The 22,703-nt window shown below is 45.0% G+C and carries 19 protein-coding genes and 1 riboswitch; of the genes, 16 read left to right on the top strand and 3 right to left on the bottom strand.

Annotated features, from left to right (window positions below; genetic code table 11):
* The first annotated feature begins 41 nt into the window (after nt 1–41).
* Nucleotides 42–1,514: a S1C family serine protease gene (locus HFM85_RS11065; RefSeq protein ID WP_173738189.1), complete on the top strand. Its 1,473-nt coding sequence runs from the start codon at nt 42–44 to the stop codon at nt 1,512–1,514.
* A gap of 81 nt (nt 1,515–1,595) precedes the next feature.
* Here the strand turns inward: HFM85_RS11065 and HFM85_RS11060 are convergent, their stop codons facing one another.
* Nucleotides 1,596–2,354: a helix-turn-helix transcriptional regulator gene (locus HFM85_RS11060; RefSeq protein ID WP_173738188.1), complete on the bottom strand. Its 759-nt coding sequence runs from the start codon at nt 2,352–2,354 to the stop codon at nt 1,596–1,598.
* A gap of 375 nt (nt 2,355–2,729) precedes the next feature.
* On the opposite strand from HFM85_RS11060, the gene HFM85_RS11055 reads away from it, so the two are divergent.
* The 6 genes from HFM85_RS11055 to HFM85_RS11030 all read left to right on the top strand — a co-directional run bounded on the left by HFM85_RS11055 (nt 2,730) and on the right by HFM85_RS11030 (nt 7,834).
* Nucleotides 2,730–2,900, top strand: coding sequence for a hypothetical protein (locus HFM85_RS11055; protein WP_173738142.1), 171 nt, complete (start codon nt 2,730–2,732; stop codon nt 2,898–2,900).
* Nucleotides 2,901–2,912: 12 nt separating this feature from the next.
* Nucleotides 2,913–4,529 (top strand): amidohydrolase, encoded by a 1,617-nt coding sequence (locus HFM85_RS11050; protein ID WP_173738187.1) that lies wholly within the window; start codon nt 2,913–2,915, stop codon nt 4,527–4,529.
* Nucleotides 4,530–4,541: 12 nt separating this feature from the next.
* Nucleotides 4,542–6,023, top strand: coding sequence for an aldehyde dehydrogenase family protein (locus tag HFM85_RS11045; RefSeq protein ID WP_173738186.1), 1,482 nt, complete (start codon nt 4,542–4,544; stop codon nt 6,021–6,023).
* A gap of 27 nt (nt 6,024–6,050) precedes the next feature.
* Nucleotides 6,051–6,335, top strand: a complete 285-nt coding sequence (locus HFM85_RS11040) for a cytidylate kinase family protein (RefSeq protein WP_173738185.1) — start codon at nt 6,051–6,053, stop codon at nt 6,333–6,335.
* A gap of 117 nt (nt 6,336–6,452) precedes the next feature.
* Nucleotides 6,453–6,662, top strand: a complete 210-nt coding sequence (locus tag HFM85_RS11035) for a carbon-nitrogen hydrolase family protein (protein WP_243251564.1) — start codon at nt 6,453–6,455, stop codon at nt 6,660–6,662.
* Nucleotides 6,663–6,721: 59 nt separating this feature from the next.
* Nucleotides 6,722–7,834: a 4-hydroxybutyrate dehydrogenase gene (locus HFM85_RS11030; RefSeq protein WP_173738184.1), complete on the top strand. Its 1,113-nt coding sequence runs from the start codon at nt 6,722–6,724 to the stop codon at nt 7,832–7,834.
* 105 nt (nt 7,835–7,939) lie between these two features.
* On the opposite strand, the gene HFM85_RS11025 is transcribed toward HFM85_RS11030, so the two are convergent.
* On the bottom strand, nt 7,940–8,947 hold the full coding sequence (locus HFM85_RS11025; protein ID WP_119240512.1) for a LacI family DNA-binding transcriptional regulator: 1,008 nt from the start codon (nt 8,945–8,947) through the stop codon (nt 7,940–7,942).
* Between the two features lie 248 nt (nt 8,948–9,195).
* On the opposite strand from HFM85_RS11025, the gene HFM85_RS11020 reads away from it, so the two are divergent.
* The 5 genes from HFM85_RS11020 to HFM85_RS10995 all read left to right on the top strand — a co-directional run bounded on the left by HFM85_RS11020 (nt 9,196) and on the right by HFM85_RS10995 (nt 14,852).
* On the top strand, nt 9,196–10,596 hold the full coding sequence (locus tag HFM85_RS11020; RefSeq protein WP_119240511.1) for an L-fucose/L-arabinose isomerase family protein: 1,401 nt from the start codon (nt 9,196–9,198) through the stop codon (nt 10,594–10,596).
* A gap of 98 nt (nt 10,597–10,694) precedes the next feature.
* Nucleotides 10,695–11,525, top strand: a complete 831-nt coding sequence (locus HFM85_RS11015) for a transketolase (protein WP_173738183.1) — start codon at nt 10,695–10,697, stop codon at nt 11,523–11,525.
* 2 nt (nt 11,526–11,527) lie between these two features.
* Nucleotides 11,528–12,460, top strand: coding sequence for a transketolase family protein (locus HFM85_RS11010; RefSeq protein WP_119240510.1), 933 nt, complete (start codon nt 11,528–11,530; stop codon nt 12,458–12,460).
* 10 nt (nt 12,461–12,470) lie between these two features.
* A complete protein-coding gene (locus HFM85_RS11005; RefSeq protein ID WP_138276921.1) occupies nt 12,471–13,991 on the top strand; it encodes an FGGY-family carbohydrate kinase in 1,521 nt (506 codons plus the stop codon).
* Between the two features lie 303 nt (nt 13,992–14,294).
* Nucleotides 14,295–14,852, top strand: coding sequence for an LOG family protein (locus HFM85_RS10995; protein WP_173738182.1), 558 nt, complete (start codon nt 14,295–14,297; stop codon nt 14,850–14,852).
* Nucleotides 14,853–14,990: 138 nt separating this feature from the next.
* On the opposite strand, the gene HFM85_RS10990 is transcribed toward HFM85_RS10995, so the two are convergent.
* The gene (locus HFM85_RS10990; protein ID WP_173738181.1) at nt 14,991–16,403 is read right to left on the bottom strand and encodes an alanine/glycine:cation symporter family protein; all 1,413 of its coding nucleotides are present in this window, start codon (nt 16,401–16,403) and stop codon (nt 14,991–14,993) included.
* A 1-nt stretch (nt 16,404) separates the two neighbouring features.
* A riboswitch (glycine riboswitch) is annotated at nt 16,405–16,512 on the bottom strand.
* 383 nt (nt 16,513–16,895) lie between these two features.
* Between HFM85_RS10990 and HFM85_RS10985 the strand changes: the two genes are divergently transcribed.
* The 4 genes from HFM85_RS10985 to HFM85_RS10970 all read left to right on the top strand — a co-directional run bounded on the left by HFM85_RS10985 (nt 16,896) and on the right by HFM85_RS10970 (nt 22,609).
* The gene (locus HFM85_RS10985; RefSeq protein ID WP_173738180.1) at nt 16,896–17,537 is read left to right on the top strand and encodes a YczE/YyaS/YitT family protein; all 642 of its coding nucleotides are present in this window, start codon (nt 16,896–16,898) and stop codon (nt 17,535–17,537) included.
* A 502-nt stretch (nt 17,538–18,039) separates the two neighbouring features.
* Entirely contained in the window at nt 18,040–19,335 is a 1,296-nt protein-coding gene (locus tag HFM85_RS10980; protein WP_173738179.1) for an aminotransferase class V-fold PLP-dependent enzyme, read from the top strand.
* Between the two features lie 216 nt (nt 19,336–19,551).
* A complete protein-coding gene (locus tag HFM85_RS10975; protein ID WP_173738178.1) occupies nt 19,552–21,567 on the top strand; it encodes a beta-galactosidase in 2,016 nt (671 codons plus the stop codon).
* 169 nt (nt 21,568–21,736) lie between these two features.
* Nucleotides 21,737–22,609 carry an alpha/beta hydrolase gene (locus HFM85_RS10970; RefSeq protein WP_173738177.1) on the top strand — a complete coding sequence of 291 codons (873 nt, stop codon included), beginning with the start codon at nt 21,737–21,739 and terminating at the stop codon, nt 22,607–22,609.
* Nucleotides 22,610–22,703: the final 94 nt, after the last annotated feature.

Here is a 22,703-nt window from a genome sequence, read left to right as displayed (position 1 = left end):
AAAGGAAACAGAGAGAACTTTTTCCAGGGAGGGACTTAATCATGAACAATAACAGAAAATTAAAAATAAAGAAACTTGTTAAAAAAGGTGCAACCATCAGCCTGTGTGCAGTGCTTGCTGGTGGTATTGGTGTCGGAGCTTACGAGGGTATTAACTATTTCTCAGGTGCACAGTCTGTACAGGCAGCAACAGATAGCTCTGAGAAGCTTACACTTATGAAATCCGAGAAGAAAGCTGATGAAGAAACAGAAGATACCAGTGATACAAAAGCTTCTGATACAAAAGGCAGTCTGGATGTATCCGATGTTGCTGAGGAAGCAATGCCTTCCGTTGTAGCGATCACAACAAAATCTGTTCAGGAGGTTCAGAATTACTACAGCATGTTCGGCTCTCAGTATGCACCGAGCCAGGAGCAGGAAGTAGAGGGAAGTGGTTCCGGTATTATCATCGGAAAAACAAAATCCGAGCTTCTGATCGCAACAAACTATCATGTAGTTGACGGAGCAGATACATTATCTGTTGCTTTTGCAGACGGCAGTGCTTATGAGGCAACTGTAAAAGGATTTGATGAAAATGAGGATCTGGCAGTTGTATCTGTTGATACAAAAGACGTTTCTGATGATACAATGGATGCTATTTCCGTTGCAAAGATCGGAAGCTCTGATGATCTGAAGATCGGTGAGCAGATTGTTGCCATTGGTAATGCACTTGGCTATGGACAGTCTGTTACTACAGGTATTGTCAGTGCAAAGAACCGTAAGATCGATTCTTCAGGTCAGGTTGAGTCGGATGATTCTTCTGATAACAGCAGCAGCCTGAATAAGGGCGTTAACCTGATCCAGACAGATGCGGCTATCAATCCTGGTAACAGTGGCGGTGCGCTTCTGAATATGGATGGTGAGGTTGTTGGTATTAACTCTTCCAAGCTTGCTTCTACTGAGGTTGAGGGTATGGGTTATGCCATTGCGATTTCTGATGTTGCAGATTCTCTTGAGAATATGATGAATGCGAAAGCCAGAGATAAGGTTGATAATCATGGTATTCTTGGAATCACAGGCAGTACAGTCAGTGATGAGGCTGTTCAGATCTATGGTATCCCGCAGGGTGTATTTGTTTCAAAGGTAACTGAGGATGGTCCTGCTGATGATGCTGGTATTACCAAGAATATGGTTATCACAGAGTTTGATGGTAAGACGATCACAAGTATTGATCAGTTGGTTGAACTGCTTCAGTATTATGAGCCGAAGGAAAAAATTGATGTGACAGTTGCTGTTCAGGATGGCAATGAGTATAAAGAGAAGACTTTTACTGTGAAGCTTGGTAAGGATGACAGTTCCGATAAGGATAGTAAGGACAGCTCTGAGGAGAGTGCGGCACAGGATAGTCAGGATTCCCAGGATGCGGATATCCAGGGTGGACAGGATGGTTCTAAGCAGGATGATGCAGATGTGTTTGCTGATGATGGTGAGGCCAGTATGTTCAGGGATTTTGAGCAGAATGGATTGTATGACTAACTGTATATAATGAGAAAGGCTCTGTGGCTGACCCGGGATCGGGTGGCTGCGGAGCCTTTTTCGGATAACCTTTTGACATTATTACTGCATGCGTAATCGGAGGAGTTCCCACCGGGAGGTTACATTGGTTTTGCGGAAGATATTCTGCAGGTGTTTCTGGAGGGTGTTTTCACGGATGCCGAGGGACTGGGCGATCTCGTCGTTGTTGCGGTACTGGAAGATCTGTTCGGCGATCTGAAGTTCTCTGGCAGTGAGATGGTTGTTGGTTTTCAGGTGGCCGAGGGTTTGCTTAAGGCTGTTGGTCTGAGGCTGCTGGTGGGCAATCTGGTAGAGGACTGCGTTTAAGTGCATGCCGATGGCCTGAAGGTAGAACATGTCTTCATTGGTGAAGGGACCGTCCTTTTCAGTGCGGAAGAGGGTGAGGACACCCAGGAGCTCCTGCTGGTAGACGCTGGCGTACTGCATGGAATCAAATATATGAAATTTGCGGTAGCAGTGGACATAGAGTGGAGAGTTAAGGCGCTGCTGATCCTCCAGGAGGTCGCTTTCACGGACAAGACGAGGCTCGCGGGAGTGGAGGAGCCAGAGGAGATGATCTTCATCGGCTACTTTCATGTATTCGTTTTCGGCTTCGATGAAGGCTTCCGGGATACAAATGGGACTGGTGAGACGGATGGTGTCGGGATCTTCGGTATTTTCATGGAGAAGGATGCTGGCGTAGCTGTAAGGGATCACCATTTTCAGGCGATGCAGAAATTTAGCCTTGATCTCGTTGAGACTGGTGCAGGAATAGAGATCGTAGATTATGTCGTTGATCATCAGGAAGGTATTTTTTTCCATGAGGGTTCTCCTTTTCTTATGCAGATTGCGAATAACACTTGACAATAAGTATACTGCTACATATACTTGAAATCAAGTAGATATAATTAAAAAGAATTAATTCAACTCCCGAAATTAAGCATTGTATCAGAAACGGAAAAAGAATAGTATATCAATATCAAAAAAGAAAAACACGAAACATATGAAACATACAATGGTGTATTTATTGCGATAGAGCAGTAAATGCGCCGTTTTTTGTTTCGGGAAAAAAGAGCTGTTTTATGCGAAGGGGCATATCCGTTGATCGGGTATGTCCTTTTTCGTTTGGCAGAAAGAAAGGGGAGAAAAAAATGAACACTGGATTGATTGCAATTTTTATTCTTCTGGTTATTATTGTTGGAGCTATCGCAACCAGAAGATGCGTGGTTTTATACAGATGCAACACTTCTTTCTTCACAGAGTGCAGGAATTGACAATATGGAGCACGCACTGACACAGCTTCCATACGTCATCATTGCAAGTGTACTTTCCGTTGTGGGATTTCTGATCTGCGGTTTCGTGATGTAGGAGGAAGGGCTTATGGGAAAATTTATTTTAAGAAGCAGAAATGTTTTTACAGGGCTTGAAGATTTCCCAAGACCGGCTGCGATTGCAGTTGAGGATAAAAAGATCCGGGCAGTTCTTCCATGGGATTACCACAGAGATAAGGATTATGCGGACTGGTCTCTTTATGATTACGGAGAAAAAATGATCATGTCATCTTTTCTGGATGCACATACACATCTTTTTTCCGGAGCCGTTGACGGAAGCAGATATGTGTGTTCAGATCTGGGAAGGGGACGTTCTCAGGCAGAATGTGTAAAGATCATAAAAGAATTTGCGGATGCACATCCGGATTATAAAAGAATTCGAGGTTCTGGATGGTTTATTACAAACTGGGGTGACGAACCACTTCCGGATAAGAGACTTCTGGATGAAGCTATTCCTGACAGACCGGTATATCTTACCTGTGCCGACTGCCACAGCATGTGGCTGAATTCCAGAGCACTGGAAGAGGCGGGGATCGATCCGGACCGGAAAATGGATAACGGTGTGAATGTAAAATTTGAGAATGGTGAGCTCAGCGGTCTTCTCCTGGAACCGGCAGCCTGCGAACCTGCACAGAAAAAATATATGGAGTTTTCAGAGGAAGAAATGCTGGAAATCCATCGGAATTTTCAGGATGTGCTGGCAGATCACGGAATTGCCGCTGCAAGCGAAATGTTTGCAGATGACTATACAGAAGATACCATGAAAAAATATGAGATTCTGAAAAAACTGGATGAGGAAGAGGGACTGAAAGCGCAGATTTTTTCCTACATGAAGCTTTTCGGATATACAGAATTTTCCAGGTATTTCAGATTTCAGAAACATTTTGATTCGCCTCATTTTCATATTGCAGGAGTGAAGGGATTTATTGATGGTGTGACAGAAACATATACGGGACTTCTGCTGGAGCCTTATACAGACAAGCCGGAAACCTGCGGCGAGGGGCTTCCGCTGTGGCCTGAGAAAAAAATGCAGAAGGAGATCATCGCAGCGAATAAGGCAGGAATACAGGTAAGGCTTCACTGTATTGCGGATGGTTCGGTGCGGATGGCACTGGATCTTTTTGAAAAGTCGGCAGAAGTGAACGGAGAGCACAGGCTTCGAAATACGATAGAGCATATCGAAAATATCCATCCAGATGATCTGGATCGTTTTGCAGAGCTGGATGTGATCCCTTCGATTCAGCCTTATCATGTAACACTTGCAGCTAATGGAAAGGTGAACCAGATCGGAGAAAAACGGGCAAGGCTTCAGTGGCCGTTCCGGACATTGGCAGAACATGGCGGCCAGCTTGCTCTTGGAACTGACTATCCAGTTGTTTCGGTAGATCCGTTTACAACGATCTATGCAGCAGTTACAAGAAGAGACGATGAGGGAAAACTTACATCGACCAACCCGTGGGAAAAAATTCCCATGGCAGATACACTGAAAGCTTACACTATTGGCGCGGCTCATGTTTATCATGTGGAGGATTCAATGGGAACGCTGGAGCCGGGAAAAATGGCGGATATCATTGTTCTGAGCGGAGATCTTTTTGATGTGGATAAGGAAGAGATCCGGGGAATGAAGGTGGAAGCGAATTATTTTGAAAGTGAAAAGATCAGATAAAGGAGGACGATTATGGAGCTTCAGAAAATGTTTATTGACGGTGAATGGGTAGAAGGCAGCACAGGAAAATCTGTTCCTACATTAAATCCTGCAAATGGTGAGGTTCTTGCCATGGTAACAGAAGGTAATGCCACGGATGTTGATAAAGCGATCGCAGCAGCAAAGAAATCTTTTTATGTGACAAGGGAATGGCGTGATATGGACAGCCAGACAAGGGCAGATGTTCTTCTTAAGATTGCAGATGCTATTGATGCAGAAAGAGATGATTTTGCGAAGCTGGACTGTATGGATCATGGAAAGCCTTTAAGAGAGGCGGAGGCAGATGTGGATGACGCCATCCATTGTTTCCGTTATTATGCCGGAATCTTAAAAATGCCTCATGGTGGTGTTTATGAAGTAAATGAGGGGTTCGGAAAAATGCATTCCTATACCGTTCATGAGCCGGTTGGTGTGTGCGGGCTGATCACTCCGTGGAACTATCCGCTCCTGATGGGCGTGTGGAAGCTGGCTCCTGCACTGGCGGCAGGAAACAGCGTTGTGTTTAAACCAAGCTCCAACTGTGTGCTTTCCTGCGTGAAGCTGTTTGGGATCTTTGAAAAGATCGGAATGCCGAAGGGCAGTGTGAACCTGATCCTGGGTCCCGGTGGAATTACAGGAAACCGTATTGCAGAGAGTAAGGATGTGGATATGGTTACTTTTACCGGAAGTACAGAGGTTGGACAGAGTATTATGCGTGCGGCAGCAGGTAATGTGAAAAAGATCGGCCTCGAGCTTGGCGGAAAATCCCCGAATGTGATCTTTGCAGATGCAGATCTGGATGGTGCAGTGGAGTGGGCTATGATCGGTGTTTTCCTGAATCAGGGAGAGGTGTGCTCTGCAGGCTCCAGAATTATCATTGAGGAAAGCATTAAGGATGAATTTGTGAAACGTCTTGCAAAGAAAGCAAATGCAATCACCATTGGAAATCCTATGGAAAATCCGGATATGGGCCCGTTGGTGTCTGAAAGCCATATGAATAAAGTTCTGGGTTACATTAAGAAGGGTGTTGAGGAAGGTGCTGTTCTTGTGTGCGGTGGTGAACGCTATACAGAGGGAGAGTGTGCGAACGGCTTTTATGTAAGACCAACCATATTTGATAACTGTACTCCTGATATGACCATTGTCCGGGAGGAGATTTTCGGACCGGTCGTGACTGTCCAGACGTTTAAAACAGAGCAGGAGGCCATTGATATGGCAAACGATACGGAGTATGGTCTGGCCGGAGCAGTATTTACCGCCGATGGTTCCAGAGCACTCAGGGTGATCAAAGAGATCCGTGCAGGTATTACCTGGGTCAACTGTTACAACCCGACATTTAACGAAGCTCCGTGGGGCGGCTACAAGAAATCCGGAATCGGCCGTGATCTTGGTGTTCAGGGACTTGAGGAATATCAGGAGATCAAACAGATCAATATCAATCTGAATCCTGGAATCGTTGGATGGTATGAACATTAAAAACATCAAATCGGGAGGAACTTTTATATGGGAAAAAGTAAATATGTAGTTACGATCACCAGGCAGTTCGGCAGCATGGGCCGTCCCATTGCAAAAAAAATGGCCGAAAAGCTTGGTATTGAATATTATTACAGGGATATCGTGGACCAGGCAGCCAGAAAACTGAATCTTCCGGTTTCTGTAGTGGATGAAGCAGAGGAGACGGCAAAAAAAGTTAAGGTAAGTCCTTTTTCCAGGATGATGTTTCCTCTTGGAAAAGGAACCAGCAATACCCAGGATAAGATTTTTGAGGCACAGCGGATTTCCTGGTAGATGCTGTTAAGAGAAAATTTCAGCTGTAGAATGTCAGAGATAGGATTTGCAGAGACGGGCAGTGAAGCGATGGATTGTTTGAACGTATGAAAAAAAACAGAAGGGATTTGGTGGATTATGCGGAAAGTTGTAGTGGCAGCTACGCAGATGGCATGCAGCTGGGACAGAGAGGCGACACTTGCGAAGGCAGAAAAACTGGTACGGGAGGCAGCTGCAAAAGAGCTGGACATTGTGATTCCGGTAAGTTTTTTTGAGCGTACGGGAAATGTGGCATTTAATTCCGTTGTGATAATTGATGCGGATGGCTGCCTGCCTGTGTTATTATAGCTGTATAAAATTTTTATAGAAAGCTTCTTTGAAATGTGGGGCTGACAGGAGGAGAAATTATGCAGGAACTGATGATCAGGCCGACGATTTACAGCTTTGATAATTGCCGGCAGTTTGCGGAGGAATTTAAGCTTGGTGAGGGAGATCTGCTGTTTACCAATAAGAGATTGTTTAAGAAATTTTTTGAGCCGCTTGGTCTTGGCTGTGATGTGATCTTCCGTGAGGATTATGGTAAGGGTGAGCCTACGGATGTGATGGCAGAGGCGATCTGGAAGGATGTGCCGAAGGATGCGAAGCGAGTGATTTCTGTTGGAGGCGGCAGTATTCTGGATCTTTCCAAGCTGTTTGCACTGGAGAATATTTCTCCGGTTACGGATCTTTATGACGGGCTTCTTCCGATCGTGAAGAATAAGGAGCTGGTGCTTGTTCCCACTACCTGTGGTACGGGTTCTGAGGTGACGAATATCTCGATCCTTGCGCTGACTACGAAGGGTACGAAGAAGGGGCTGGCTGTGGAGCAGCTTTACGGTGATTCTGCCGTGCTGATCCCGGAGCTTCTGGAGGATCTGCCGTTTCAGTTTTTTGCGACAAGTTCTATTGACGCGCTGGTTCATTCTGTGGAGTCCAGTCTTTCTCCTAAGGGAAATGAGACAACCAGAATGTTTGGATATAAGGCTATCGAGATGATCCTGAAGGGATATATGGAGATCAGGGATCATGGACAGGAAGCCAGAATTCCGCTGATGAAGGATTTCCTGATGGCTGCCAATTATGCAGGTATTGCCTTTGGTAATGCCGGGTGCGCAGCTGTTCATGCGCTGAGCTATCCTCTGGGTGCCAAGTATCACGTTGCTCATGGTGAGTCCAATTATGCAATGTTTACCGGTGTGCTCAATAATTATATGGAGATCAAGAGTGACGGAGAGATTGCACGCCTGAATAAATTTATGGCAGAAATTCTTGGATGCGATGTAGATGTTGTTTATGCAGAGCTGGAGAAGCTGCTTAATGTGATGATTCCGAAGAAGGCTCTGCATGAGTATGGTGTGACTGAGGCGGAGCTTGAGGAGTTTACGGATTCTGTGCTGGAGAACCAGGGCAGGTTGATGGCAAATAATTTCGTGGAATTGGATCGGGAGAGGGTTTATAAGATTTATCGGGAGTGCTTTTGAGTATGTTGCAGAGCAGAATGTGAAAAGCAGATTTTACAGTTGAATGATATGGATGAACCGGGCAGAGGTTTTGGAGCTGCCCGGTTCATTTTTTTGTACAAAAAATCAAACAGAAAACCGTTTGATCAGTGTAGTGGACACTTCAATCTTTACGGAATGCGGCACAGGTGTTTTGAGTTCACGGATGAGCTGTGCGGCGGCTGTCTGTCCCATGAATTTTCGTGGGACATCAATGGTGGTGAGAGCCGGATCGATAACGCGTCCTTCGGAGATATTGTCGAAGCCTGCGATGGCAATGTCTTCGGGGACTTTGTAGCCGCGAAGTTTCAAAGCTTTAATCGCTCCGATGGCAATGAGATCATTGTCCGCAAAGTACGCGCCGGCGAGAGGAGTTCCGCTGTCTATGATCTCCAGCATGTCGGAGAATGCGCCCTCAATAGATGGAGAGAGTTCGTGAATGATGGATTTTGCAGTGGACATCCCGTGTTCGCGCACCGCCCGGTGAAAACCGTGTGTCCGTTCGCGAAAGTTAGTGATTCTGTAGGAAGAGCAGAGATGTCCCGGCTGGCGGCCGCAGCGGTCGATGAGATAACCGGTGGCCAGATAAGCACCCTGCGCATTGTTGCTTAGTACGCAGCTGCAGTCAGCAGAATCGAAATAGGAATCCAGAAGAACTACAGGAACTGAAAGCTGAAGAAATTCCCTGCATACAGAAGCAGAAACTTCTGTACCAAGGAGAATAACACCTGCACACTGAGAAATGCGAAGCTCTTCAATGTATTTCTGAAGATCATCTGCTTTTTCATAAAGCTGAAAGGTTTTCAGATGATAGCCGTTTTTTCGGCACTCCTGTTCAATACCTTCTGTGAGCTCTGAGAAGATCGGCGTATAATTTAAGATTGCATTATGAGCCCGGCAGATAATGCAGTAAATATCTCCGGTCACATTTTTTTTCATGGAAAGCCGGCTGAAATCGTAGCCGGCTTTTTCTGCTTCCCGGATAACAAGAGCTCTGGTTTCTGTGCTTACGCCGGGTTTCCCGTTCAGAGCCATGGAAACGGCTGTGGCGGAGAGATTTAATCTGGCAGCAAGTTCTTTTGCTGTGATACTCATATATGTCATTCCTCCAGTCTGATAAAGTAAATATATCATCGGTATAGATTTCCCAAACTGTTTTAATTATAGAATGTTTTCCGGCCATTTACAACAATAAAGCTGGAAATAAAGTAGAAATCACTTTATTTTTTATAGAAATAAAGTAAAGATCAAGATATTATACAGATAACAAAAACGAACATAAAAAACGAATCACATATAAACAAATAAAACCGAAGACATGGATTTATGAAAGGAGTTCAAAAATGGACAAGATCAAAATTGGTTACGCACCAACCAGAAGAAGTATTTTCAGCGCACCGGATGCAGTGAAATATCGTGGACTTACTGCTAAGAGACTTGAGGAGCTTGGTGTTGATTTCGTAGATATCACAGACATTAACGATGAGGGGCTTCTCTACAACGATGAGGGACTTGAGAAGATCATTGCCAAATTCAAAAAAGAGAAGGTTGACGGACTTTTCCTTCCACACTGCAATTTTGGTACAGAGTATGAGTGTGCAAGACTTGCAAAAGCTCTTGATGTCCCGGTTCTTCTCTGGGGACCGCTGGATGAGAGACCGGAGCCGGACGGAACAAGACTTCGTGATACACAGTGCGGACTTTTTGCAACAGGTAAAGTTTTAAGAAGATTCCGCGTTCCGTTTACATACATGACAAACTGCAGACTGAATGATCCGGTATTCGAAAGAGGGATCAAAGATTTCCTTGCTGTCTGTAATGTAGTAAAAACATTCAAAAATATCCGTATCCTTCAGATTTCCACAAGACCGTTCGATTTCTGGACAACCATGTGCAACGAGGGCGAGCTTCTTGAGAAATTCAATATCCAGCTTGCACCGATCCCGATGCCGGAGCTTACTGATGAAGTAAAGAAAGCAAAAGCAGAGCAGACAGAGGTTCAGGAAGTTATGCAGTACTGCCGTGACAACATGGAGATCTGCATCAAAGAGGATGAGCTTGAGAACGTAGCAGCTCTTAAGGTTGCCATGAAACATCTGGCAGAGAAATATGGCTGCAAAGCAATCGCGATCCAGTGCTGGAATCAGCTTCAGAGCGAGCTTGGAATCATGCCATGTGCAGCAAATTCCCTGTTAAATGATGAGGGAATCCCGACTGTATGTGAGACAGATATCCACGGTGCGATCACAGCACTTATGGTAGAGGCAGCAGGTATGGGCGAGACAAGAAGCTTCTTTGCTGACTGGACAATCCGTCATCCTGATGTAGAGAACGGCGAGCTTCTTCAGCACTGCGGACCATGGCCGATCTCCATCGCAAAAGAAACTCCGAAGCTTACTTACCCGTTAGCATTCGAGCATCCGGGAAGCATCACAGCTGAGGCAAAACACGGCGATGTTTCTCTGGTACGTTTTGACGGAGACAACGGAGAGTATTCACTTCTTCTCGGAAATGCAAAAGGTATCGACGGACCGAAAGGTATGGGAACTTACCTCTGGGTTGAGGTTGAGAACATTAAACGTCTTGAGGCTAAACTGGTTGAGGGACCATACATTCATCACTGTGTCGGTATCCACAAGAATGTTGTTCCGGTACTTTACGAGGCATGTAAATATATCGGTGTAACACCGGATCTTTATGACCCGATCGAGGAAGATGTAAAGGCTTATCTCCGCGGAGAATGATAAACAGGAAACACAGCGGCACGGTTTTTTCAGGATAAAAAACGTGCCGGGCTGTGAATATGAAATATAGATTGAAAAAAGAAAGGACAGGAATCAGCATGGATTTTAGAGAATTAAGCAAACTTGCGTATGATCTCAGAAAAGACACAGTAGATATGATCGTTGCCGGCAAAGGCGGACATATCGGTGGTGATATGAGTGTTATGGAGACTCTGGTAACACTGTATTTTGACCAGATGAATATTTCCCCGGAGAATATGAATGATCCGGACAGAGACCTTTTTGTTATGAGTAAAGGACATTCTGTAGAAGCTTATTATGCAGTACTTGCAAAGAAAGGCTTCCTTGATATCAAAGAAGTAAACGAGAAATTCAGTAAATTCGGAACACAGTATATCGGACATCCGAACAACAAGCTTCCGGGAATCGAGATGAACTCCGGTTCTCTGGGACATGGACTTCCGGTTTGTGTAGGTATGGCACTTGCAGGAAAAATGAACAAGAAAGACTACCGTGTATACACAGTAATGGGTGATGGTGAGCTTGCAGAGGGTTCTGTATGGGAAGCTGCTATGGCAGGACACCAGTACAAACTGGATAATCTTTGTGCAATCGTTGACCGTAACAGACTTCAGATCTCCGGAAATACAGAGGACGTTATGGGACATGACGATCTTCATGAGAGATTCAAAAGCTTTGGATGGCATGTGATCGATGTTGCTGACGGAAACAGCATTGAGCAGCTTCATGCAGCATTTGAGGAAGCGAAACAGACAAAAGGCCAGCCGACAGTCCTGATCGCAAATACTGTTAAAGGTAAAGGCTCCGCAGTTATGGAAGATAAGGCAGCATGGCATCATCATGTACCGACTCAGGAAGAGTATGAGCAGATCATGAAAGATTTTGAAGAGAGAAAGGAGCAGCTGTAATTATGAATAAGATTCCAAACCGTAAAGCAATTTGTGACGTACTTTTAAAAGAAGCGGAAACCGATAAAGATATCGTTGTTCTCTGCAGTGACTCCAGAGGTTCTGCATCCTTAGCACCTTTTGCAGATGCATATCCGGAGCAGTTCGTTGAGATGGGAATCGCTGAGCAGGATCTTGTCAGCGTATCAGCAGGACTTGCACACTGCGGTAAAAAAGCTTTCGCAGCTTCTCCAGCATGCTTCCTTTCCACAAGAAGCTATGAGCAGTGCAAGATCGATGTTGCATACTCTAACACAAATGTAAAACTTATCGGAATCAGTGGTGGAATCAGCTATGGTGCTCTTGGAATGAGCCATCATTCCGCGCAGGATATTGCAGCTATGTCCGCAATCCCGAACATGAGAGTTTACCTTCCAAGTGACCGTTTCCAGACTGCAAAACTGGTTGAAGCACTTCTGAAAGATGAGAAACCGGCATACATCCGTGTAGGAAGAAACCCGGTCGAGGATATTTATACAGAGGATAACTGCCCGTTCGAAATGGATAAGGCAACTGTTCTTACAGAAGGAACAGACGCAGCGATCATCGCATGCGGCGAGATGGTCCGCCCGGCACTTGAGGCTGCAAAGCTTCTTGAGAAAGACGGCATCCACGCAACAGTTCTTGATATGTACTGCGTAAAACCTCTTGATAAAGAAGCAATCGTAAAAGCAGCATCCAATGCAAAAGTTGTTGTAACTGCTGAGGAGCATGCACCATTCGGCGGACTTGGTTCTATGGTAAGCCAGGTTGTTGGTGCTGAGTGCCCGCGTAAAGTTCTGAATATTGCACTTCCGGATGCACCGGTTGTAAGCGGAACCTCCCAGGAAGTATTTGATTACTACGGAATGAACGCAGAAGGAATTGCAAAAACTGTAAAAGATGCGCTGAAATAAGGTGAAAATTATGGAAAAAAAATATGTTCTTGCGGTTGATCAGAGTACCCAGGGAACGAAAGCGATCCTGTTCGATGTGAACGGTGATCTGGTCTGCAGAACAGACCTTCCTCACAGACAGCTGATCAACGAAAAAGGATGGGTTTCCCATGATCTTTCCGAGATCTACAGCAATACGATCCAGGTTGTAAAGAACCTTGTAGAGAAAGCCGGGATCCAGAAAGAAGAGATCGCGTGTCTTGGAATCAGTAATCAGAGAGAGACATCCGCAGCGTGGAGCCGCAGCACAGGCGAGCCTCTGGCACCTGCCATTGTATGGCAGTGCTCCAGAGCTTCCGAAATCTGTGAGCGTATTAAAACAAACGTGATGATCGATCCTGACCGTGAGCAGAAGAAAAACGGTGGTGTTGCAGAGATCATCCGCCAGAAGACAGGAATGCACCTTTCCCCGTATTTCCCGGCAGCGAAATTTGCATGGCTTCAGGAGAACGTAGAAGAGGTAAAACAGGCAAAAAGAGACAACGATCTCTGCCTGGGAACCATTGACACCTGGCTTCTGTTTAAACTGACAAAAGGCGAGGTTTATGCAACGGATTATTCCAATGCATCCAGAACCCAGCTTTTCAATATCCATAACCTGAAATGGGATAAAGAGATATGCACCTGGTTTGGCATTAATGCAGATATGCTTCCGGAAGTGTGCGATTCCAGCATGCAGTACGGAACAACTGATTTTGAGGGATATTTCCAGACTCCAATCCCGATCTGCGGTGTGATCGGAGATTCCCAGGGAGCACTGTTCGGACAGGGCTGTATCGAAAAGGGAATGGTCAAGGCTACATATGGGACAGGTTCCTCTGTTATGATGAACGCAGGAACAGAACCGATCATGTCAGATCTTGGTCTTGTAACTTCTCTTGCATGGGGGCTTAACGGCAAAGTTACCTATGTACTGGAAGGAAATATCAACTACACAGGCGCAGTTATCACATGGCTGAAAGACGACATGGGACTGATAACTTCTCCGGGAGAGACTCAGGAAATGTCAGAGCAGGCAAACAAAAACGATACTACATATCTGGTTCCTGCATTTTCCGGTCTGGGAGCACCTTACTGGAAATCCGATGCAAAAGCCATTATCTATGGAATGAGCAGGACAACCGGAAAGAAAGAGGTTGTAAAAGCAGCCCTGGAATCTATTGCTTATCAGATCACAGATATCGTTGAGATGATGAAGGCAGAAGATGGAATGACTGTAAAAGAGCTCTGTGTAGACGGCGGTCCTACAAGAAACCAGTATCTGATGAAGTTCCAGAGTGATATCTTAGGAACAACAGTAAGCCTTCCGAGATGTGAGGAGTCTTCCGCATTCGGAGCAGGCCTGATGGCCGGATTAAGCTGCGGACTTTATAAGATGGAGAGCATTTTTGAGGTGAAGAACCGTAATCAGTTTATTCCATCTATGAACTCGCAGGAAAGAAACCAGAAATACAGCGGCTGGAAAAACGCAGTAGAAAAAGTTCTCGTATAATTATAAAAAATTTCTCAGTATAAAAATGGGAGTTCAGGCAGCGGCATTTGCTTGACCCCATGTGTATGTCAGATTATAATAAAATAACAGGCATTTCCGGATACACTCCAGATGTATCGGAAATGACGGAAAGCCGGTCTTTGCCAGTATCATGTGCAGAGGCCGGCAAAAGTTATATTCAGAGATAAATGATCATCCATTTGCAGTGGCAGTGCAGTGGCATCCGGAGATGATGTATGATTCTTCGGAGCAGCTGAAGCTTCTTCGGGCATTTGTGGAGGCAGCAGGGAAGGAGACAGAAGCATGAATATTTGTATATATGGAGCATCCAGTGCAGAGCTGAAAAAGATTTATTATGAGAAAACAGAGGAACTGGGACGCAAGATGGGAAAACGTGGTCACGGTCTTGTTTTCGGCGGCGGAAAAGAAGGTCTGATGGGTGCGGCAGCCAGGGGCGTTGACAGAGAGAATGGTTATATTCTGGGTATTGCGCCGAGATTTTTTGACCAGCCGGGAGTTCTGTATGAGCATTGTACAGAGTTTATTTTTACTGAGAACATGAGAGAAAGAAAGCATCTGCTGGAAAGCCGATCTGATGCAACTATTGTGGTACCTGGGGGAATTGGTACTTATGAGGAGTTTTTTGAGATCCTGACATTGAAGAGTCTGGGACGGATCGACAGGCCGATCGTGCTTTATAATATTCAGGGGTATTATGACAGTATGAGGGCACTTCTGGAGTATACGGCCGGTGAGAAATTCATGTCCAGAGATGTTGTGGGTATGTGCCGGTTCATGAAAGACCCGGAGGAGATTCTGGATTATATTGAGAATTACCGGAATTATGGTGGAAAGTTATAAAGAAAATAAAGTGAAGAGGATCATAAAAAAGACGCGGCCTTTTATCGGAGGATAAAAAGGTACGCGTCTTTTTTCAGTATGATATTAGGGGATTATTATGGGTTTGTGCGTGCTTACATTTGATTACGATATTTGGGATCAGAATTCGTAATTTTTATGTCTTTTGAAGAAATCCTTAGTTTCCTTCACAACCACACCGCTCAGGGCAAGAAGAGCGATCAGGTTCGGGAATGCCATCAGGGCATTGAAGATATCTGCGATGTTCCATACAGCTGCTACAGTCATATATGGTCCGATGAATACGCAGATGATGTACAGCCAGCGGTATGTTGTAACTGCGGCTTTGTTTCTGTTGAACAGGTATTCCAGACATCTTTCACCGTAGTAATCCCATCCGAGGATTGTTGTGAATGCGAAGAATACCAGGCACAGCATCAGTGAGAAGGATGCTACAACCGGCGGGAAAGGAAGTCCTTTCTGGAATGCGGCTGTTGTGATGGCAACACCCTCAAGACCTGTGTTCCATGTTTCTGTAATGACGATGGAAAGACCTGTCATTGTACAGATAACGATAGTATCAATGAATGTACCTGTCATGGATACAAGACCCTGACGTACCGGCTCCTTTGTCTGAGCTGCAGCGGCTGCGATCGGGGCACTACCAAGACCGGACTCATTGGAGAAGATACCGCGGGCGATACCCTTCTGCATAGCTACGACCATGGTTCCCATTGCGCCACCTGCAAGTGCGCTTCCTGTGAAAGCAGATTTTACGATAGTTACGATCGCTGCAGGAACTGCAGTGATGTTTGTGATCACGATGATCAGTGCCAGTACAACATAGAGAACTGCCATAAACGGTACAACGACCTGGGATACCTTTGCGATCCTCTTGATTCCGCCGAGAACGACAAGTCCTACACATACGGTAAGTATCAGACATGCGACTACAGTTGCCCAGGAATATGTATTTCCGAAAAGTGCTACTGTGTGTGCTTTATCCGGGTCAAAGAAATTGGTAACTGCAGATGCGATACCGTTTACCTGTGTAAAGGTTCCGATACCGAAAAGTCCCACACCTGCTCCGAAAAATGCGAAGATCTTGGCAAGCCACCTCCACTGTTTTCCCATACCGTTTTCGATGTAGTAGAATGGTCCGCCGAGAACGTGGCCCTCTTTGTCAATGGTACGGTACTTGATAGCCAGAAGTCCTTCTGCGTATTTGGTTGCCATTCCGAAGAATGCGGCTACGATCATCCAGAAAAGTGCTCCTGGTCCGCCGGCTGCGATAGCAGTTGCGACACCTACGATATTTCCGGTTCCGATGGTTGCTGAAAGCGCAGTACACAGAGCTCCGAAGCTTGTGACCTCACCATCGCCGCCTTCTTCATTTTTTACCATGAATTTCAGTGCCTTTCCGAGGTGCCTTACCTGTAAAAGACCTAACCGAGAGGTTAACAGAATTCCTGTGAACAGGATCAGAATGATCAGCGGAAGTCCCCAAACGACTCCGTCAAACCATGTGATAAAGTTGTTGATTTGTGTAAACATTACTCTTTCCTCCATCCTTTTGCCTGAGAGATTTACAGCATTTTGTGTGCTGCGTACACCTTCGGCGCTCTTCCCTTTTGATTTGAAGAGACTCTCCTGAGTTTTTTTATTTTTGAATGCTGCCAGAACCTTTTGTGTGCGGTAGTGGCGGTCATTCGTTCTGTGTAGAAATACACTGTAACACAGGTTATCACATGAATTGATGGATTTCAATGGGTTTTTTAAAAAAATTGCATTTATTAGAAAAATTAATCGATATATAATCGGGATTTTGGGGTATTTATACTGACCTGATTTGCTAGATGCCTTTTCTTGTTGCTTTTTGTTGTTTCTTGGGGTTTTGTGTTTTACAGGGGTGAGGTGGTGTGATAGAATATAAGCGTTGCAGCAGGCTGGTTATTAAGGTATTATCTGGTATGGATCCTGCGCAGTGAAGGTGGATCGTGGATATCTGCCTGACAATATTTTCAGAGAGGATGAGGTAGAAGGTTTATGGGGGAGTATTTGAAGAACATTAACTGGAAGCATGTTCTGATCATGTGTATCGGAAATGTTTTTGCAGGTATGGGGATTGGAATTTTCAAGCTGGCCGGGCTTGGAACGGATCCGTTCAGTGGAATGAATATGGCGGTTGCAGATACGCTTGGTATGGCTTATGGTAACTTTCAGCTGATTGTAAATATCGTGTTATTGATCATTGAGATTGCTTTTGGCAGAAGATTCCTGGGAATTGGAACTATTGTGAATGCGGTGTGCCTGGCTTATATTACTACGTTCTTTTATAATATTTATACAGGTGTGTTTGGATTGGAGCTTGTGGCACTGCCGGTGCGTTTGGTGGCACTGTGTGTGGGTGTTGTGATCTGTTGTCTGGGCTTGTCTATGTATCAGATGCCGGATGAGGGAGTTGCACCTTATGATAGTCTTTCCCTGATCATGACAGAGAGATGGCCGAAGATTCCTTATTTCTGGCACAGGATGTCCAATGATGTGCTTTGTGCGCTGATCTGCTATCTGACTGGCGGTGTTGTGGGTATTGGTACACTGGTGACGGCTTTTGGGCTGGGACCGGTGATCCATTTCTTTAATAGGGTTTTTACCGGGAAGCTGCTTGCCTGGGTTGATGGTGAGTGAGTTTGTAGTTGTATGGGTTGAGCTGAACTGGCTGCGGGATGTGGCTGGTTCGGCTTTTTTTGGTGAAAAGGGACGCCCGTGAGGCGTGTGCTGCCTGTCGCTGGGGCTTCGTCGGGGGCTGGCTTTTCAGGGCGGTAGGGTAGTGTGGCTGCTCGGGAGTTGGATGAGCTATCAGTGCTTAGCTGGATGCCTGGGATGACAGGTGGGGGATGTGATGAGATATAAGGAAACGATATGAAGAAGCAGACTTGTAATGCTCGTGGTTATGTAAAAAGTGCATATTGCTTTTTGACGGTATTACAGAGTTGCTATGCTGTGTTAAAATATAAACAATATTAATATAATACAGTTATATTATTCATTTTATAACTATTTATAAATGTGTTATGCTATCTTCTGATGAGAGATATATAATGAACACGGTCGTATGAAATGAGAGTGTTCATGAATAGCTGGCTGTCCGGGTTGCCGGGGCTTATGTGATGAAGGAGAGGATATTATTATGGAATTTAATCATGGCGTTTTGTTTTCAGATACATATCAGAAGAAGCTGAAGTCTCAGTTTTATTATGCAGATAAGGATCCGCAGTATGGTGCGAGACTTTTCTTTGAGAACTCTGGTGGTTCTCTGAGACTTAAGAAAGCTGTTGAGGCTAAGGCTGCTATCGAGGAGTTCCCGGATTGTCCGGAGCGTGCCCGCGGCAGAGGTTTTGATCTGGCAGATTATGTTAAGAATGGTACTAAGGAGATCCTTGAGGTTGTTTTTGGTGCAAAGAGTGGTGCTCTTATCACTGAGCTGACTGCTTCCCAGACCATGTTCCATGCAGTTGGTACGATCATGGAAGGTGTTGACTGGGGTAAGAATGCGGTTACTTCTGCTCTGGAGCATCCGTCTGCTCATGATGCGGTTGAGTATTACTGTAAAAAGACCGGCAGAGAGTTCCGTGAGGTTCCGGCTAATAAGGTAACCGGTGGTCTTGATCCGGATGAGATCATGAAGTATGTGGATAAGGATACTGTTCTTCTCAGTATTATGGCTGCTTCCAATATTTCCGGTAATATCATGGATATCAAGGAGATCGCACGTCGTGCGAAAGAGATCAACCCGGATATTTATGTTGTCAGTGATGCAGTTCAGCATGCGCCTCATGCAGTGATTGATGTTGAGGACTGGGATGTGGATGTCTGCAACTTTGCACCATATAAGTTCTTTGGTGTTCGTGGCTGCGGTTATGCTTATGTTTCTGACCGTGTTGCTGTAATGCCACATATCAAACTGACCTGCAAGGATGATAATGTATGGGCTCTTGGTACACCGGCTCCGGCTAACTTTGCGGCTATGATGGCTGTTATTGAGTATGTTTGCAGCATCGGTAAGCATTTCCTGGGAGATTCTGCACAGAAATATAATAAGCGTGAGCTTTTTGTTGAGGGTATGAATCACATTCATCTTCAGGAGAGAGCACTTCTGTACCGTATGCTGGAAGGTACCGATAAGGTTCCGGGGCTTCGTCATATTCCGGGAGTTCAGGTTTATGTTGATATGGAGGATCTTACATACAAAGATCTTATCGTTGCTATGGGTATCGAGGGGATTGAGTACGCAGAGTGTGCAAGAAGATATCTGGAGCATGGTGTTACGCTGTTCGAGCGTGTTAAGAGCAGCCCATATTCCAAACGTATCGTAGAGACTCTTGGACTTGAAGGTGCACTTCGTGTTTCCCCGCTTCACTGCCATGGAACAGATGATATTGATAAATTCCTGAAGATCACTAAGGATATTGCTGAAGGTAAATAAAACAGAATAAGTTTTTGTAAAAAATGAAACAGGAACCGCTCTTTTCTCATGTTTTGGCATGGAAGAAAAGGGTGGTTTTTTTATAAGGATATTGGGGATTTTTCAGGGCAAGTGATAATAATATGGGATAAATGATAATCATATTGAATAAATGATATTCTGTGCAGGAAATTTCTGCTAAGATAGGATTATTAAAATATACAGTGGGAGGCAGAGATGAAAGAACTTCTTTTTGGGGCGGCTTATTATGATGAATACATGCCGTACGACAGACTTGATAAAGATATAGAGATGATGAAAAAAGCGGGGATCAATACGGTGCGTATTGCGGAGTCTACGTGGAGTACCTGTGAGCCGCAGGAAGGTGTGTTTGATTTTTCTCATGTGGAGCGTGTGATGGATGCCATGGAGGAAGCAGGGATCAATGTGATCATCGGAACGCCTACGTATGCAGTGCCTGCGTGGATGGTGAAAGCTCACCCGGATGTGATTGCCACAACGAAAAAAGGCGCAGGGATCTATGGTGCAAGACAGATCATGGACATTACCAATCCGGTGTATCTTTTTTATGCAGAGCGTGTGATCCGCAAGCTGATGGAGCTCAGTGCACACAAGAAATGTGTCATAGGTTTTCAGGTGGATAATGAGACAAAATATTACGGCACAGCAGGCAAAAATGTGCAGCTGGCTTTTGTGAAATATTTAAGAGAAAAATTTCATGATGATCTGGATGCCATGAACCATGAATTCGGGCTGGATTACTGGAGCAACCGGGTCGATGCATGGGAGGATTTTCCGGATGTAAGAGGAACCATCAACGGCAGTCTGGGAGCAGAGTTTGAGAAATTCCAGAGGACTCTGGTGGATAAATTCTTAAGCTGGCAGGTTGGGATCGTCAGTGAGTATAAGAGAGAAGATCAGTTTATTACCAATAATCTGGATTTTGAATGGAGAGGTTATTCCTACGGGGTGCAGCCGGATGTGAACCATCTTCATGCATCACAGGCCCTGACTGTTGCTGCAACAGATATTTACCATCCGTCACAGGACGATCTGACAGGAGCGGAGATTGCTTTTGGCGGGGATATGATCCGCAGTCTGAAGCATGATAATTATCTGGTGATGGAAACCCAGGCGCAGGGATTTCCGTGCTGGACACCGTATAAAGGACAGCTTCGGCTCTGTGCGTACAGCCATCTGGCATCCGGGGCTAATAGTGTGATGTACTGGCACTGGCATTCTATCCATAATTCATTTGAGACATACTGGAAGGGCCTTCTCAGCCATGATTTTGCGGAGAATGATACTTACCGGGAGGCTTGTATCATTGGAAAAGAATTTCAGGAAAAAGGCAGCCATCTGGTGAATCTCAGGAAGAAAAATAAAGTGGCAGTGATGGTGAGCAACGAGGCGCTGACTGCGCTGAACTGGTTTGGTATCCAGGCGACGTCCGGGGATAATGGTGAGATCCGCTACAATGATGTGGTGCGCTGGATCTATGATGCGCTGTATCGGATGAATGTAGAGTGTGATTTTGTATGGCCGGAATCTGAGAATCTTTCTGAATATAAGGCGATTTTTGTACCTGCGCTTTATGCTGCACCTGACAGCACTTTGGAGAGACTGAATCAATATGTGAAAGACGGCGGTACTCTGGTTGTGACATTTAAGAGCGGTTTTGCCAATGAGAATGTGAAGGTCCATGCGGATGCACAGCCGCATATGCTTAAGGCTGCGCTGGGTATAAGTTATAATCAGTTCACGTTTCCAAGGGAGGTGAAGCTGTCAGGAAAACTATATGGTGCGGACTCGGCAGATGGTGAAGGAGCAAGGGCCTTTATGGAACTTCTCAAACCAGAAGGAGCAGAAGTGCTTGCAGGATATGATCATTACAACTGGAAGGATTATGCGGCTATAACCCGAAATAAATATGGTGAAGGTACTGCTTATTATCTGGGGTGTATGACAGATGATAATACTCTTTATAAAGTGATAAAAGGTGCTCTTGGAAGTGCAGGTGTTGAATTATCTGGTTACAGTTATCCGGTAATCGTACGTGAAGGAACAAATGATTTTGGAAAAACTGTCCGGTATTTCCTGAATTATTCTGCAGAGGAACAGGAAGTTACTTATAAGTACGATGATGGAGAAGATGTGATTTCCGGTGAGGAAATTAAATCTGGTGAAGAGCTGAAGATTTCTGCCTGGGATATGCGGATTGTTGAGGCATAGTAACAGTTAGCGTTTACAGGGAATATTTTGCGGGTTTTCCAGGGAGAAAGTCACAAATTGGACAGCAATTAATAATATTAGGAAAAGGGGGCGCAAGCTCCCTTTTTGTGTACATGATAGGGGTTTCTTGTGCTATACTGGAGTAAAAAAATGAAAGGGGTGTTATGGAATGGAAAAAATGAGCAGCATAATAAGGCGGGAATTCAAAAAAGGTGATGATATCCGCGATGCAGGTCTGACGGCTCCGGATGATGTGATCCGATATAAAGATATTGCTTATGGAAAAGATTCTGCCATGCAGGTACTGGATGTGTATCGTCCGAAGGATACAGAGGGAAGTCTTCCGGTGATTGTCAGCGTACATGGTGGCGGTTGGGTATATGGTGATAAAGAGCTGTATCAGTATTATTGCATGAGTCTTGCACAGAGAGGCTTTGCAGTGGTTAATTTCACTTATCGGCTGGCACCGGAGTATCAGTTTCCGGCACCTGTGGAAGATACGAACAGTGTTTTTGCATGGATTCTTGATAATAAAGATAAATATGGCATGGACGTGGAGAATCTTTTTGCAGTGGGCGATTCAGCTGGTGGACAGATCCTTTCGCTGTATGCAGATATCTGCACGAATGAGGAGTATGCAAAAGAATATGATTTCCAGGTACCTGAAGGCCTTAAGATAAAGGCTGTGGCCTTAAACTGCGGTCAGTATAACATGGAGGATACCAGTGATATGACCAGGCAGCTTATGGAGGAGTATCTTCCGGAAAAAGGAACTCCGGAAGAATTAAGAAGGATATCTTCTGATTTACATATAACAGAGAAATTCCCGCCTGCATATGTTATGACAGCAGAAGGCGACTTCCTCCGCGAACAGGCACCATATATGTATGAGAAACTGAAAGAGAAAAATGTGATCTGCGAACTTCACGAATACAGCAGCGCAGATGAGAAACTGATGCATGTTTTTCATCTTAATATGAAGTCTGAGGATGCGAAGAGATGCAATGATGATGAGTGTGAGTTTTTCAAGAAATTTATTTGATAGAATAAATCTGTAAGGAATATATATGCGGGAATGTGTTAAAGGCTTTGGAAATGTGCAGCTTAGGATTATCCGGTAAGGAAACAAAAACACC

This window comes from Blautia schinkii (assembly GCF_013304825.1).
GTDB lineage: Bacteria > Bacillota > Clostridia > Lachnospirales > Lachnospiraceae > Blautia_A > Blautia_A schinkii_B.
Note: the sequence above shows the minus strand (reverse complement) of the source record. Positions and strands in the feature narration are given on the sequence as shown.